The 14,527-nt window shown below is 63.9% G+C and carries 11 protein-coding genes and 1 pseudogene; 3 read left to right on the top strand and 9 right to left on the bottom strand.

Annotated features, from left to right (window positions below; all coding sequences use genetic code 11):
- Window positions 1-218: 218 nt before the first annotated feature.
- Window positions 219-1,187: an alpha/beta hydrolase gene (locus tag HP547_RS18405; RefSeq protein ID WP_172287030.1), complete on the bottom strand. Its 969-nt coding sequence runs from the start codon at window positions 1,185-1,187 to the stop codon at window positions 219-221.
- Between the two features lie 141 nt (window positions 1,188-1,328).
- Between HP547_RS18405 and HP547_RS18400 the strand changes: the two genes are divergently transcribed.
- Complete coding sequence (locus tag HP547_RS18400) at window positions 1,329-2,450, top strand: cupin-like domain-containing protein (RefSeq protein WP_172287029.1); 1,122 nt, start codon at window positions 1,329-1,331, stop codon at window positions 2,448-2,450.
- A 332-nt stretch (window positions 2,451-2,782) separates the two neighbouring features.
- Here the strand turns inward: HP547_RS18400 and HP547_RS18395 are convergent, their stop codons facing one another.
- From HP547_RS18395 to HP547_RS18385, 3 genes are all read right to left on the bottom strand, one after another.
- Window positions 2,783-4,174, bottom strand: a complete 1,392-nt coding sequence (locus HP547_RS18395; protein WP_172287028.1) for an aspartate aminotransferase family protein — start codon at window positions 4,172-4,174, stop codon at window positions 2,783-2,785.
- A gap of 125 nt (window positions 4,175-4,299) precedes the next feature.
- Window positions 4,300-5,622, bottom strand: coding sequence for an ATP-binding protein (locus HP547_RS18390; protein ID WP_172230523.1), 1,323 nt, complete (start codon window positions 5,620-5,622; stop codon window positions 4,300-4,302).
- On the bottom strand, window positions 5,619-6,302 hold the full coding sequence (locus HP547_RS18385) for a response regulator transcription factor (protein WP_172287027.1): 684 nt from the start codon (window positions 6,300-6,302) through the stop codon (window positions 5,619-5,621). Before HP547_RS18385 ends, HP547_RS18390 begins: the two co-directional genes overlap by 4 nt.
- Before the next feature lie 232 nt (window positions 6,303-6,534).
- Here HP547_RS18385 and HP547_RS18380 point away from each other — a divergent pair.
- A pseudogene (locus tag HP547_RS18380) lies at window positions 6,535-7,878 on the top strand (DUF6861 domain-containing protein).
- An 18-nt stretch (window positions 7,879-7,896) separates the two neighbouring features.
- Window positions 7,897-8,514 carry a GAD-like domain-containing protein gene (locus HP547_RS18375; protein ID WP_172232895.1) on the top strand — a complete coding sequence of 206 codons (618 nt, stop codon included), beginning with the start codon at window positions 7,897-7,899 and terminating at the stop codon, window positions 8,512-8,514.
- Window positions 8,515-8,732: 218 nt separating this feature from the next.
- On the opposite strand, the gene HP547_RS18370 is transcribed toward HP547_RS18375, so the two are convergent.
- The 5 genes from HP547_RS18370 to HP547_RS18350 all read right to left on the bottom strand — a co-directional run.
- The gene (locus HP547_RS18370) at window positions 8,733-9,299 is read right to left on the bottom strand and encodes an NTP transferase domain-containing protein (protein WP_172287026.1); all 567 of its coding nucleotides are present in this window, start codon (window positions 9,297-9,299) and stop codon (window positions 8,733-8,735) included.
- The gene (locus HP547_RS18365) at window positions 9,296-10,267 is read right to left on the bottom strand and encodes an XdhC family protein (protein ID WP_172224127.1); all 972 of its coding nucleotides are present in this window, start codon (window positions 10,265-10,267) and stop codon (window positions 9,296-9,298) included. Before HP547_RS18365 ends, HP547_RS18370 begins: the two co-directional genes overlap by 4 nt.
- A 2-nt stretch (window positions 10,268-10,269) precedes the next feature.
- On the bottom strand, window positions 10,270-11,481 hold the full coding sequence (locus HP547_RS18360) for a cytochrome c (RefSeq protein ID WP_172224124.1): 1,212 nt from the start codon (window positions 11,479-11,481) through the stop codon (window positions 10,270-10,272).
- Between the two features lie 2 nt (window positions 11,482-11,483).
- Window positions 11,484-12,020 carry a (2Fe-2S)-binding protein gene (locus HP547_RS18355; protein ID WP_172287025.1) on the bottom strand — a complete coding sequence of 179 codons (537 nt, stop codon included), beginning with the start codon at window positions 12,018-12,020 and terminating at the stop codon, window positions 11,484-11,486.
- Window positions 12,013-14,527, bottom strand: a 2,515-nt coding sequence (locus HP547_RS18350; protein ID WP_172287024.1) for a xanthine dehydrogenase family protein molybdopterin-binding subunit, incomplete at its 5' end; no start/stop codon positions are given. The genes HP547_RS18355 and HP547_RS18350, both read right to left, overlap by 8 nt.

The following is a 14,527-nucleotide window of genomic DNA, read 5'->3' as shown; positions in this document are numbered from 1 at the left end:
GTGAGGGGACCCCGAAGCGCAGCGTAGGGGCCGGATGATGGGAGCGAGCGGTTTTTGGTTACTTTTTTCCAAGAAAAAAAGTGACTCGCCGTAAGGGCGAAAAGGTGAGTAAGCGTCGCCATCGCAAATGGACTGTTCGCTGCATCAAAACCGGCACATATCTGCAAGCTGCAAGCTGCAAGCTGCAAGCTGGAAGCTGGAAGCTGGAAGCTGGAAAGTCATGACTGACCGTCGACCACCTTCAACCACTCCCCAACATCCCGATAAAGCCCCTCCACCTGCCCGACAATCCCCGACATGCGCAGGAAGTCATGGGTCAACCCCTCCACCCGGGCAAAGCTCACCGCCGTTCCGCCCGCCAGCAACCAGTCCCGATACGCAATGCCTTCATCATGCAGCGGGTCATACTCGGCCACGAACAGGTACGCTGGCGCCAAGGGTGTCCGCAGCGTCGACAGCAACGGCGACACCCGCCAGTCCAGGCGCTGCGCAGGCAGCGGCGCATAGTGCTGGTAGAACCACTCCAGGGTAGGCGTCTCCAGCAGGTAGCCCTCGGCGTGCTCGCGATGAGAATCACGCTGGCAGGAAATATCGGTCACCGGGTAGAACAGCAACTGCGCCAGCGGTTTGAATGCCAGCGCTTCGGGCTGTTCGACCGCAGTAATGGCCAGTACCGCCGCCAGGCTCGCCCCCACACTGTCCCCTGCCAGCACCACCCGGCGGCTGTCCAGGCCCAGCGCCGTTGCCTGTTCGGCCAGCCAGTTAGCGACATCCAGCACATCGTGCAGGGCCACCGGGAACTGCTGCTCAGGCGCCAGCCGATAGTCCGGCGCCAGCACCGCAAACTCGCCAAGCGCCGCCAGACGGCGGCACACCGAGTCATGCGAGTCGAGGCTGCCAACCACATAGCCACCGCCATGCAGGTAGAAGATCACCGGTTGCAAGGCATCCCCGCCATCGCCCTGGCGATACAGACGCGCTGCCAGGCTGGCCCCGTCGCGGGCGGTGAGCTGCAGTTCGCTGACGGTGAGATTGCCGGGCGGGCTCGGGTCGAGTACCTGCGAGCTGCCGGCGAACTCGGCCCGGGCCTGGGCAACGTCCATCGCATGCATGGGCAGGCTCCTGCCCGTCAGCCGGCCAAATTCGACCAGTTCCAGAAATGCCGCCAGATCAGGATGCAATGCCATGTGGGTTCCTTGGGTGAAGAATGTGACGCGAACATTCCTACGGGACGTAGCAGCAGCCTGAAAAATTACCCACCACACGCCTAAATCGCTGGTGCAGGTACTCGTTATTCCTGCACAACGAAAGACCGCCAGAGGCTTACCGTGGACCTTCAGAGCATCCTCAGCAAACTGTTCGCCAACGCCCATGCCGTCGGCATCGAAGGCGTTTTCCAGTTCGTCTTCGGCGACGACCGGGCCTTCTGGTCGGAGGTGCGCGACAGCAGCCGCACCGGTGCCGGCCGGCACAGCGCTCCGGATGTCACCATCGAAGTGGCCGAGCGCGACTTCCTCGGCATCATGGGCGGCACGGCCAACGTCGAGGAACTGTTCGCCAGCGCCCGGCTGAAGATCACCGGCAACATGGGCCTGGCCACTTTGCTGCCGCAGATTATCAGCAACGCCCGTCGCGGCACGCCAACTGCCAAGGCATCGATGAACCAGCGTTACCCGACACCGGCGCGCCTGAGCGAACGGGTGTCGGCCGCGCAACCGCTGCAGCGCGAGGTGGCACGCATCGCCTACACCGACATGCCCCTGGCGCGCTTCCAGCGCGAGCACCTGGAGCACGGCAAACCAGTAGTCATCTGCGATGCGCTGCAGGACTGGCCGCTGTTCACCATGGGTCCGCAAGCCTCGCTGGAGCACTTCGCCGAATTGCAGGGCATCACCCGGCACGGCGATTACGTGAAGAAAACCTTCTCCACCGACCGCGACTTCCGCTCCACCTCCATGGCCGACTTCATCGCGTCGCTGGACACCCCGGCCAAACCGGGTGAAACCCCTGCCTACATGGGCAACAACATCGTGCCAGAGAAGCTGTTGACGCTGATCCGTCACCCGCAGTACTTCAGCCGCGACAAATTCATCGCGCCGCGCATCTGGATCGGCCCCAAGGGCACCCTCACACCCCTGCACCGCGACGATGCCGACAACCTGTTCGCCCAGGTCTGGGGGCAGAAGTCGTTCATCCTCGCCGCGCCGCATCACCGTCCGGCCTTGGGCACCTGGTCGACCAGCCCCAAAGGCGGCCTCGACGGCTGTGATTTCAACCCCGACGCGCCGGATTACCAGCGCTTCCCGGCAGCGCGTGACGTGCCCTTTCTACGCGTGGTGCTGCAGGCCGGTGACCTGCTGTTCCTGCCTGAGGGCTGGTTCCACCAGGTGGAGTCGGTATCCACTTCGCTGTCGGTGAACTTCTGGGTGAACTCCGGGCGCGGGTGGTAACCGCCAGGGTGGAGTTAATTTGCGCCGCTGGCGGCTCGCTCCTGAAGACCACCGCTTGCAAAAGCCCCCCGCATGTCCAGCTCCGCCAGCATCACCCAAGCGTTGCAGCAAGGCCTGCGCAGCCTGATCAAGGGCTGCGCGCCGGGGGACATTCGATTGATTTGCGCCGGGCGCGCTGTGCACGCCTTTCGCCGGCAAGCCAGCTCCCACAGGGGTCGCCTCAGGGCTGACAGGTGCACGCCACAACATTTTCAGCGCCTGTCGGCCCTGATGAGGTCCCTGTGGGAGCCGGCTTGACGGCGAAAGGGCCGCAGCGCGGCCCCGACAATCGATCAGACGGCCGCGATAAACGCCTCGGCAAACCGCTGAGCCACTTCATCGATCTGTTCACCACTGATGATCAACGGCGGCAGAAAGCGCACCACCGCGCCATGCCGCCCACCCAGTTCCAGAATCAACCCACGCTTGAGGCACTCACGCTGCACTCTCGCGGCCAGGTCACGATTGGCCGCCGGGTAACCCAGGGCGTCACGCGGCGCTTGTGGATCGATCAGTTCCACTCCAAGCATCAACCCACGCCCGCGAATATCACCCAGTTGCGGATAATCCTTCTGTAGCGGCTGCAAATGCTTGCGCAGCCGCAGCCCCATGGCCTCCGCATGCTCGGCCAGGCGGTGCTCGACCAGGTAATCGATCACCGCCGACCCCGCCGCCATGGCCATCTGGTTGCCACGGAAGGTGCCGGCATGTGCGCCTGGCTTCCAGGTGTCCAGCCACTTGCGGTACACCACTACCGCCAGCGGCAGGCTGCCGCCAATGGCCTTGGACAGGGTCACCACGTCCGGCACGATGCCGGCGTGCTCGAAGGCGAACATGCGCCCGGTACGGGCAAAGCCGCTCTGGATCTCATCGACGATCAACGCCACGCCAGCCTGCTCGGTGATACGGCGCACGCCCTTCAGCCATTCGATAGCGGCCGGAACCACGCCGCCCTCGCCCTGCACCACCTCAAGGATCACCGCAGCCGGTAGCGGTACACCGCTTTCCGGATCGAGCAGCAGGTTTTCCAGGTAATGCAGGCTGGCCCTGACCCCGGCTTCGCCGCCCAGGCCGAACGGGCAACGGTAATCGTAAGGGTACGGCATGAACTGTACACCGCTGCCAAGCAAAGCCCCCAGCGGCTGTTTCGGCCCATGGCTGCCCATCAGACTCAAGGCGCCCTGGCTCATGCCATGGTAGGCGCCGTGGAAGGCCAGCACCGTGCTGCGGCCGGTGGCGATGCGAACCAGCTTGAGCGCCGCCTCCACCGCGTCGGTGCCGGACGGGCCGCAGAACTGTACCTTGGCCTCGCGGCGCAGGGCCTCTGGCAGGATGCCGAACAAGTCCTGTACGAAGCGGTCCTTGACCGGCGTGGTCAGGTCCAGGGTATGCAGAGGCAGCTCGTCGGCCAGTACCCGCTGGATTGCCTCGACCACCACCGGGTGGTTGTGGCCCAGCGCCAGGGTGCCAGCGCCGGCCAGGCAGTCGATGAACTGGCGGCCTTCGACATCCTCTACATAGATGCCACGGGCGCGCTTGAGCGCCAGCGGGATGCGTCGTGGATAGCTGCGGGCGTTGGACTCCTGCTGCTGCTGGCGTTGCAGCAACGGCGAATCGTTGAACTCGTACAAAGGCTGCGGCGCGCTGGCCGGCGGGACCTGGGCAAGGCTGGAAGCGGTGGACATGGGTGAATCCTCGCAAGCAAGCGAATGAGCGGTTATCGCTTGGGAAACGCTTGAGTGCGGGGAGGATTTAGCCGTTGTTACCGGATTTTGCTTTACCTGCACCGGCCCTTTCGCGGCGGTCGAAATCAATGCCCCGGGCGCGCCGGCACTTGCAACAGCACCCGCAACCCGTCGCTACGGCTGTCGAACCTGAGGTGCCCGGCACAGCGCTGCACGATCGCCTGCACAATCGCCAGGCCCAAGCCGCAGCCACCACTCTGCCCATTACGCCAGAAGCGCTCGGTCAGGTGCTCCAGGTCCGCCTCGGCAATCCCCGGCCCATGGTCACGCACCATGAAACCCACCTGCCCGTCGGCCATCTGCACGTCCAGCTCTACCGCCGCATCACCGCCATGGCGCAGGGCGTTGTCCAGCAGGTTGCGCAGCGCCGCCACTGCCAGCGGTGCGGGCATGCCCAGGTAGATCTGCGTGGCCTCCTCCGGCAGGCGCAACACGATGCGCCGGTTGTCACCGCCCCCGGCATCCTGCACGGCCTGGCGGGCCACCTGCTCGGCGCTGCACTGCACGCCATCCTCGAACGACAGGCTCCCTTCCACCCGCGCCAGCATCAGCAACTGCTCCAGCGTGCGGTGCATGCGGTCGGTGCCCTGCTCGGCATGCTCCAGCGCCTGCTCGCGCACGGCACCGTCGGTCATGCGCGCCACCTGCAGGTGGGTCTTGATCGCGGTCAGCGGGCTGCGCAATTCATGCGCGGCGTCGTCGGTGAGGCGCCGCTCGCGCTCGATGGTCTGGGCAATGCGCAGGAACAGCTGGTTCTGGGTTTCCAGCAACGGCTGCAGCTCGCTGGGCATGCCGGCCACCTGCAGCGGCTCGACACTGTCCGCGCGCCGTCGGCGCAGTGCATCACGCATGCGGTTGAGCGGCTCGAGGCCCTTGCCCAGGCCGATCCACAGCAACCCCAGGCTGCCAAGCAGCGCCATCAACACCGGGGCCGACGCCGCCAGCAGAATCGACTGGTTCAGCGCCTCGCGCTCCATGTGCCGGTCGGCGGTGGTGATGCGTACATCACCGTGGTTGTAGGTGAAGGTGCGCCAGCGTGCGTCGTCGATGGTCTGGTCACGGAAACCGCTGCGCTCGTCGTCCATGGCGCCATCGTGCTTGTGGTTGCTGGCCAGGATCTCGCCACGCAGCGAGCTGACCTGGCAGGCCATGCCGTCTGGCACGCTGAACTGGTCAGCGGAAAAATGCGCCTCGCCACCCTTGGCGGTGAGCGGTTGCGGCAGCTGGTCGATCAGCCCGGCGACCATCCGTGCCGACGCCACCAGGCGCTGGTCGAGGGAAAACATCATCTGCTGGCGCAGGTCACGCAGCATCCAGGCGGCAGCCAGCGCCCAGATGATCACGAAGGCACTGCCCAGGATCAGGCTCAGGCGCACCCGCAGGCTCATGATGCTGCCTCTTCCGGCGCCTGCGCCGGGCCCAGTCGGTAGCCCAGGCCGCGCACGGTTTCGACGATGCCGTTACCCAGCTTGCGCCGCAGGTGGTGGATATGCACGTTCAGGGCATTGCTCTCGACCTCGTCACTGAAGCCGTACACGCAGTCTTTCAGTTGCTCGCTGGACAGCACTCGCCCGGGGTTCTGCAACAGGGCCTGAAGCAGCGCCTGCTCACGGCGGGACAGGTCGACCGGGTGGCCGGCCAGGGTGGCCACGCAACTGCTCGGGTCATAGTGCAGCGGGCCGTGCTCGATCCCATTCACCGCCCGCCCGGCCACCCGCCGCAGCAGGGTATGCAGGCGTGCGGCCAGTTCGCGCAGGTCGAAGGGCTTGAGCAGGTAGTCGTCGGCGCCGGCCTGCAGGCCATCGACGCGGTCGGTGACTGCATCGCGGGCAGTGAGCACCAGCACGGGCAGTGTCTCGCCCTGCTGACGCAGGCGGCGCAGCAGCTTGAGGCCGTCTTCGTCGGGCAGGCCGAGGTCGAGGATCATCACGTCGAACTGCGCGGCCTGCAACATCGCGCGCGCATCCTTGGCGTTGCCCACCCGGTCCACGGTCAGGCCCTGGGCGGTGAGGCCGGCACAGATGCCGGCGGCGATCAGGTCGTCGTCCTCGCAGAGCAGAACATGCATGGTGGAGGCTCCCGGAGTGGTGTGGCGGGTATTGCACCTTGGGCGGATTAAGGGGGGATTATGGACCTTTGTGACCTGGGTGGGGTACCCGCTCAGGCTGCGCTAACGGCCTTGCCAATCGCCAATTTTCACACCCCGGAAACGAAGTCGCCTTTTCCTACCACTGACTCAGCAATTCCGAACCCGATCCATGATGGGATTTCCCCCTGCCCACGCTGTCAGGGAGACACCCATGTACCTTGGTTACCCCGTACCCTCGTGGTCCGAGATCGAATCACGCATTGCCGATGAAACGGGCTATCAGGGACACGCCCATTATCGTACCCAGCTCAACGAACCGGCAGCTTCACTGGCCCTCAACCTACGTCGGGTCAGGGCTGTCCAGTCAGCCTTCAACCAGGCCGAATGGCAGGCCAGCAACATCCTGCGTCGGCGCTTTGCCGAGCTGGAAATCGCCAGCATCCTCAACGAACTGCTCCAGGCAGTGAGAGAGATGGCGATGATCGTCGTCGGCAGCACCCTCAGCGGCGCTGCCATTGGCGCCGGCATCGGGGTATTTGGCGCGGGGGCCGGGGCCATTCCCCTGGCCGGCACAGGCGCGATGATCGGGCTCAAGGTCAGTGGCTGGATACTGGGTGTACTAGGGCTTTCCTCGATTGCCGAATTCTTTATCGAAGGCCTGCCCCGCACCGGCAAGTACTACCTCGATGGCATCCGCATTGCCTGGGAGGGCACGCGGGACGAAAGCCAGAACCCGTTCGGGAGGGACGACCCGCACGCAGTTTCCAGGGCTGCTCACCACATCGCCCTGGGCCATGTGGACGTGGTGGTGTTGCTGCTGGGGGCAATGGTGTCGTATCTCACCCGCGGGCGCGGCGATGCCCGGGTGCTGGCACAGGAGACGGCAGCCAGCCGCAAAGGCGCAAGGCTGGGGCAATGGATGCTCAAGCATGAAGAGGGGTTGAAGCAACGGCCGGATCTGCAGGTGCCGGAGCGGCGCAAAGGAGCAGTGATTGAATCACAATCCATACCCCCGCAGCGGCCGACGGGCAAGGACAAGGAGCCGTCGCCAGGGAAGCCCGGTAGCATGCCGCTGCATACGGTGTCGTGCTTCAAGGCGGACAAATTGCCAGCATCGAAGCATGGAGAGTTTGAGCGGCAGTTGAAAGGGCAGTAGGATGGATTGAACCGCCTGACGGTTGAAGAGTTCCTGGAAAATGTTAACAACCCCATCAAATGTGACCCCAAGTTTGCCAAAAAGGCACGTAGGGATCTATACACAAATTTAAGAGACAGGATTCACCAGGACTTATCCAGAACGATGGGGCCGCGTGAAGCAAGAAAGCTTTCGGAAACGCAAGCCAAGGAGACGATGTCAACGCTCGCAGCGTTGCACAACCCTGATCTTAGTGCGGGTGGACGAGACACTATCGCTGACTTCGGCGATAAAAAGGTTAATTCGAGCATCGGCCCTCAGTGGAAAAGCCGGATCGGAGGGCTCCGCCAAGTCGCCGAAGAAATGGCTGGGTCGGGTGGCGGGAGCGGCCATTTAAACGTGAAATTACACAAGTGCTGACAGACGGGAGATCATCATATGGATGAAGCATTCTCTGTTTTCATCGAAGAAGCTGGAGCACCCATGCACAGACAGGAGGTTCCCCCATCAACTATCGAAAACTATTTGGGGAAGCTACCGGACAAACTTCTGGAATATTGGATTGAGCATGGGTGGTGTGGGTACGGGGAAGGAATATTTTGGACCGTGAACCCAAAAGAGTATGAGGGGGTGGTCGCATCTGTGCTTGAGAGTGCAAATCTAGCAACCTTCGACAGATTTCATCTCATCGCCCGAGGCGCCTTTGGCGACCTTTACCTGTTTGGTGAAAGCACAGGATTTTCATTGAAAGTCGCGCCACACATAGGCCGTTATATTGCTAGTAAGCGTGAGATAACAACGGCCGACATGGACAGAGAGGTGCAAAATTTCTTTGCCAGTCGAGATCTGGATTCGAATGACTTCGGTGACATGTTTGTGCCTGCTAAAAATAGCCTCGGCATACTTGAACCCGAAGAAATGTACGGTTTCGTTCCGGCCTTGGCGTTCGGCGGACCAAGTGAGCTTGCCAATATCGAAAAAGTCAAGGCAGTGGAACACTTGATACTGCTTTCTCAGATTGCCACCCTCGAACCCTACAGTTTCTCCGACTTCTGAGCACACAAAAAGGACCTGACAAATGGACGTGATCTCACCGTTTTCCTGGAAACCTTCGGAACACCGTCGGCCACCAACCTGTAGCGCCCTGCGCCCTCGATCATTACCAAGGCAAACTCCCCGATCGTCTTCCTGAATACTGGTCCACGGCTGTGGCCTGTTCTGGCTGGTAAATCCCCAGGACTACGAAGACATGGTAGCGGCGCTGACAAGCGCGTTCACCAGTGCACGGCGTCCGGGCTGTCGACATCCAGCAGCACACCGGCATCCTGCACCTCCAACCTGACACAACTCGCCGGGTTGGCCTTGACCACCGAACGCGCACCTTCATCACCCGTCAGCCGCGCCAGCGCCGGCCAGAAAGCGCGCCCGAACAGCACGGGGTGCCCTTGTTGCCCGTCATGGCAAGGCAAGACGATGGTCGATGCGCTCGCATTGAAACCCAGCCCCGCGAGGGTCGCGGTCTCCACCCAAGGCATGTCCCCCAACAGTATGGCCACCGCCTGCGCCTCGCTGTCGACCAGTGATGCGGCGCCGGCTGCCAGGCTATGGCCCATGCCCGATGCGCAATTCGGGCTGGAGATCACCCGACATCCCGGTGGCAACCCCAGGTCCATGCCCCGCTCCCGGTCGCGCAGCACTACCCGCACATCATCGAACACTGCACAGGCCCGCTCGACGCTATGCACCAGCAAGCTGCGACCATCCATCAACAGCGCCCGGCGCTTGTCAGTGCCGAAACGCACGCTGTTCCCGGCAGCAAGTACCAATGCAACCACGTTCACAGCGCCACCCGCTCGATACCGTTGCGCACGCGGAGGATATCGGCCAACACCGCCAGGGCGATCTCCGCCGGGGTCTTGCTGCCCAGGTTGAGGCCGATCGGGGCGTGGATGCGACCCAGCTCGGTAGCACCCAGGCCACCAATGCGCTGCAGGCGTTCACGGCGCTTGTCGGAAGTGGCCCGGGAGCCCATCACGCCGATGTAGAAAGCCTCGGTGCGCACGGCTTCGAGCATCGCCAGGTCATCGATCTTCGGGTCGTGGGTAAGTGCCACCACTGCGGTATCGGCATGGCAACCGCCGTTGAGGATGAACTCCGAGGGCAGCTCGCGGCGCACCTCGATGCCATCCAGTTGCACACCCTCTAGCAATTCTTCACGTGGCTCGCAAAGCACCACTTCGAAACCCATGCCCCTGCCAAATTCGGCGCAAAAATGTGCCACGCTGGAATACCCGGCCAGCAGTAGACGCTGCGCAGCACCGACGCGCAAGCGTACACGGGCGTGTTCCCGCTCCACACGTGGCCCCTGGCTGAGGTCATCGGCCAGCTGGCGCGTCCCCTGGGGCAGGCTCACCTCGCGCAGCACCCGGCGCTGGCCCAGCAGCGCGCTTTCCAGCGCACGCAGGTGGGCCTGCACCTCGCACTCGGCCGGCAGGTTTTCCACCAGCACCTCAAGCACGCCGCCACACGGCAGGCGGATGCTTGAACGCGGGTCGCTGCCATCGCCGTAACGCACGATGACAACCGGCTCGGGGTATTCACCCGCGGCCACCCGTTCAAGGAAATCGTCCTCGACGCAGCCACCGGACAGCGAACCCAGCCACTGACCACCGGCATTCACCGCCAGCAGCGAACCCGGCGCGCGCGGCGCCGAGCCGTAGGTGGCGAGCACCGTGCACAACCACACCCGCTGGCCAGCGCACGACCACTGCAAGGCCTGGCGGATCACCTGTAGATCGAGATGCTGCACGCTTACTCCGCCTTCAGCTCGGCGAGCTGCTGTAGGTTCATGTCGCCAGGCAGTCCACCCCAGGCCTGGCGCAAGTAGTTGACCATATCCGTCACCTGTTGGTCATCGAGCTTGTCGGCAAAACCCGGCATCGGCTGCATGCGTTCGAAGCCGGTGAACTGCTGCTCGCGGATACCTTCGAGGATGACCTTGACCAGGTTGCGCGAGTCATCCTGGCGCAACACGGTGTTACCGCGCATGGCCACGGCGATGTGCGGCTTGCCTTCGCCGTCTACCCCATGGCAGCCGGCGCAAACGTTCAGGTACTGCTGATGCCCGCGTTTGGCACTGTCGCTCATCTGTTCCAGGGCAACCGCCTGGATCACCTTGGCCGGCGGTGGCTGGTCGCCCAGCAGGTAGGTGGCCATGGCGGCCAGGTCAACGTCCTGCAGATGCTGGGTGCTGTGGTGTACCACCGGGAACATCTCGTTGAACATACTGCCCTGGGCACTGATGCCGTGCTTGAGGAAGGTGGTCAGGTCTGGCTGGGTCCAGCCGCGCTCGGCCAGGTCCTGCGCCAGCAGGCTTGGGGCCAGGTAGCCGCCCAGCAGGCCGCCGCTCAGGCGCAGGTCCTGCTGCAACGCGCCGATCGGGTTGCGCGGAGTATGGCATTCGCCACAGTGGCCCATCACCTCGACCATATACTGCCCACGCTGCCAGGCCGGGCTTTTGCCTTCGGTGGGCTGCAACTGCACGCTCTTGCCGTACAGCATGTTCCAGCCACTCAAGCCCAGGCGCACATTGAACGGGAAGCGCAGCGCGGTCTGCGGCGCCGGGCGGTTGATCGGCGGGACGGTCATCAGGTAAGCGAGGATTGCGTCCGAGTCCTCGCGCCTGATCAGGTGGTACGAGGTGTACGGCATTGCCGGGTAAAGGTTGGCGCCATCCTTGCGCTTGCCCTCGGTGACGGCGGCAAAGAACTCGTCGGCGCTGTAGTTGCCGATGCCGTACTGCTTGTCCGGGGTGATGTTACTGCCATAAATAGTGCCGAATGGTGAATGAATCGGCAGGCCGCCGGCGTATGGGGCGCCGCCTTCGGCGGTATGACAGGCCATGCAGTCGGCCGCGCGGGCCAGGTATTCACCGCGCTTGACCTGTGCCTGGTCGTCGGCCAGGGCAGCTGAAGTGACGGCAAGGCCGAGGGCCAGCGCCAGTGCGCTACGAACGAAAGCCATGCTCAACCCTCCTTGACCAGGCCAAGGTCGTTGAGCACCGTGCGGGTGGCAGCGTAATAGCGCACGTAGCCGGTGCAACGGCAGATATGGTGGCCCAGGCTGGCCTCGATGCGCTCTTCCACCTCGCTCTCTTTCAGCGGCTGACGCTGCGCCGTTTCCACCAGTACGGTGGCGGCGTTGACGAAGCCCGGTGCGCAGTAGCTGCACTGGAAGGCGAACAGGTCGACGAATTTCTGCTGGATCGGGTTCAACGTCAGGTTGCCGGCCTCGTCCTGGCTGGCATGGCCCTCGATGGTGCGGACTTTCTTGCCTTCGAAGTAGTGAGCACCGGTGATGCAGGTGCGCACTTCCTCGCTGGTACCGTCGGGTTTGTCGACGATCACCACGCAGGCGTGGCAGATGCCCTGGCCGCAGCCCAGGCGCGAACCGGTGAGGTTCTGGTGTTCGTGCAGGTAATCGATCATCGCCAGGTCATCAGGGACCTCGACCGGGCCGACCGGTTGACCGTTGAGGGTCAGTTGCAGTGGACGGTTAGCCATTGAGGGCCTCCTTGATACGGGCTGGGGTGATGGGTAGATCGCGCACGCGCTTGCCAATGGCATGCGCGACAGCGTTGCCGATGGCGCCGACGACCGGGATCATCACCACTTCGGCGATACCCTTCGACGGGTCGGTCGGTGACAGCGGCGGGAGGATTTCGCTGGTCTGCTTCCATACCGCCACGTCACGCGCATGCGGCAGGCGGTAGCGGTTGAAGTTCCAGTCGCCCTCCCCGGGCCCGCCCTCGTACATCGGCATTTCTTCGGTCAGTGCATGGCCAATGCCCATGGCGATACCGCCTTCGAGCTGGCCCTTGACCAGTTCCGGCACCAGCACCCGGCCGCATTCGACCCAGCTGTGGTGGTTGAGCACCTGCACCTCATGCGTACCCTTGTTGACCTTGACTTCGACGATGGTCGCCACCGGGCTGTAGTAGGTGACCATGGCATTGTTCAGTTGGGTGTCCGGGTAGTGCGCGTTCTGCCGGTCGAGCAGGTGGTAGCCGTGGCTGCTCATCTGCGCTTTCTTGGCATTCACCGCGCCATCGCCGTATTTCACCGCCACGGCATCAAGCGGGAAGCGCTCGCGCACGCCGTCGACGACGAAGTCGGCCTGGGCCCAGCTCCAGCGGTTGAAGCCGTGCACGCTAACCCCGGTAACCAGGCCCATGTCGTGGGCCTTCTGGGCCAGCTGGGCGAACGGGATCGGCGCCAGACCGTTGCCGGTCAGCTCACCGTTGACCCACACCGCATTCTCGCGGCGCACCACCAGCGGGTTGGCCTGGCCGCCGTATGGCCCCTGGCTCCAGATGGCCATGGCCGCCGGCCACAGGCCGTGGTTGAACAGTACGCGCGCCGCCTCGCGGGTGGCATGGCTGAAGTAGAACGCCGAGTTGGTCGCCGATGATGGCGAAGCCAGTTTGCCGACCCAGCGCGGGTTGCGCAGCGCAGCGTCCTGCTCGGGCTGGCTGATCAGGTACGGGTTGCCGCTGGTGGTCAGCTGCAACTCCGGCCATTCGGTGACTGCAGTCCTGACCTCGTCCGCCGAGCGACCAAGGAAATCGCTGACCACCAGGGCCTGGGAAGTGGACATGCCAGTGCCCAGCTCAGTGCCGATATGGCGCAGGCTGATGCGCCCGTCGCGGCTGAACTCGATGCTGGCCATCGGCGCTTCGGAACCGGTGCCGAAGTCCTTCTGGCAGATGGCAAAGCCTACGCCGTACCAGTGGTCCTGGTCCTGGGCATCCATCTGCTGCTTGCGTGCGTCACGGTTGCGCCACCAGTCGTGCACGGCGGCCTTGTCGAGGATCTCGTACAGACGCAGGGCACCGGCCGGCACCGCGCCTTGGGTGTTCTTCATGCCCGACTTGAGTGCGTTGGCGCGGCGCAGGTCGATGGCATCGACACCCAGGCGACCGGCGATCTCGTCGACCATCATCTCGGTCGCAGCCATGGTCTGCAGGGTGCCGTAGCCGCGCATTGAGCCGGCCTCGACCCCACGCGAATGGTAGGCGGTGACCGACAGGTCGTTCTGCGGCATGTAGTAGATCGACTGCGCCGCCGTGGCCCCCACCGCCGCCACCGACGGGCTGTAGTTGATACGCCCGCCGCCGTCGCAACTCAGGTCGGCACGGAAGATCTTGAAGCTGTTGTCACGCTTGTCCACGGCCAACTGGTAGCGGATATCGAAGGCATGGCGCTTGATGCCGCTCTGGAACTGCTCGTAGCGGTCGTTGGCCAGGCGGATCGGTACACCCGCGCCGTACAACGCGGCCACGGCGGCGTAGAAGACGAAGATGTTGTTGTCCTTCGAGCCATAGCCCACGGTGTAGCCCGGGTGCATGTTCAACGTGTTCAGGGCAAAGCGCGACGGCTTGATCATGTGCACGCATTCCTGCGCCACTTCGAACGGGCACTGTGTCGCGACCACGAAGTGCAGGGTGCCGGTGGCCGGGTCATACCAGCCGTTGCCGTTGTCCGGCTCGAGGGCTGCAGGTTCGATGGAGGGTGTCTTGTAGCGTTCGTCGAACACCAGCCAGTTCTCCGGCGGGTTAGCCAACTGCTCGGCGATGCGCCCGGCGTAGAACAGCCCCTGCTCGGTCAGGTTGCCATGCTGGTTGGGCTGCTTGGACCACACCGGTTTGCGGTTGAGAATGGTCGGGAACAGCATGGAGTTCTTCAGGCTGGAGAATTCATCGTCGTCGAACGGCGTAGCCCCGCCCACCCGCACGAAACGAAAGCTGCCGTAAGGGTCGCGCTGATACAGCGGGGCCTGGGCACCGTAGCGGATCGCCTGGTCGTTGAACTGCAGTTTGCGCTTGGCCTGACGGAAGCGCTCGAAGTCGTGCCAGATCAAGATGGCCACCGGGTGGCCGATGAACATCGGCACTTTGCCCGGGGGCAGCAGCGGGTCCGGCGAGTGGGCCTCGGGCCAGGCGATGCCGTCCTGCTCCAGGTCGGCGGCGGTGACGACGCGGTCCGGTTGCAGGTCGGCGCCCAACAGGGTC

This window comes from Pseudomonas sp. CM27, from assembly GCF_013179515.1.
Taxonomy (GTDB): domain Bacteria; phylum Pseudomonadota; class Gammaproteobacteria; order Pseudomonadales; family Pseudomonadaceae; genus Aquipseudomonas.
Note: the sequence above shows the minus strand (reverse complement) of the source record. Positions and strands in the feature narration are given on the sequence as shown.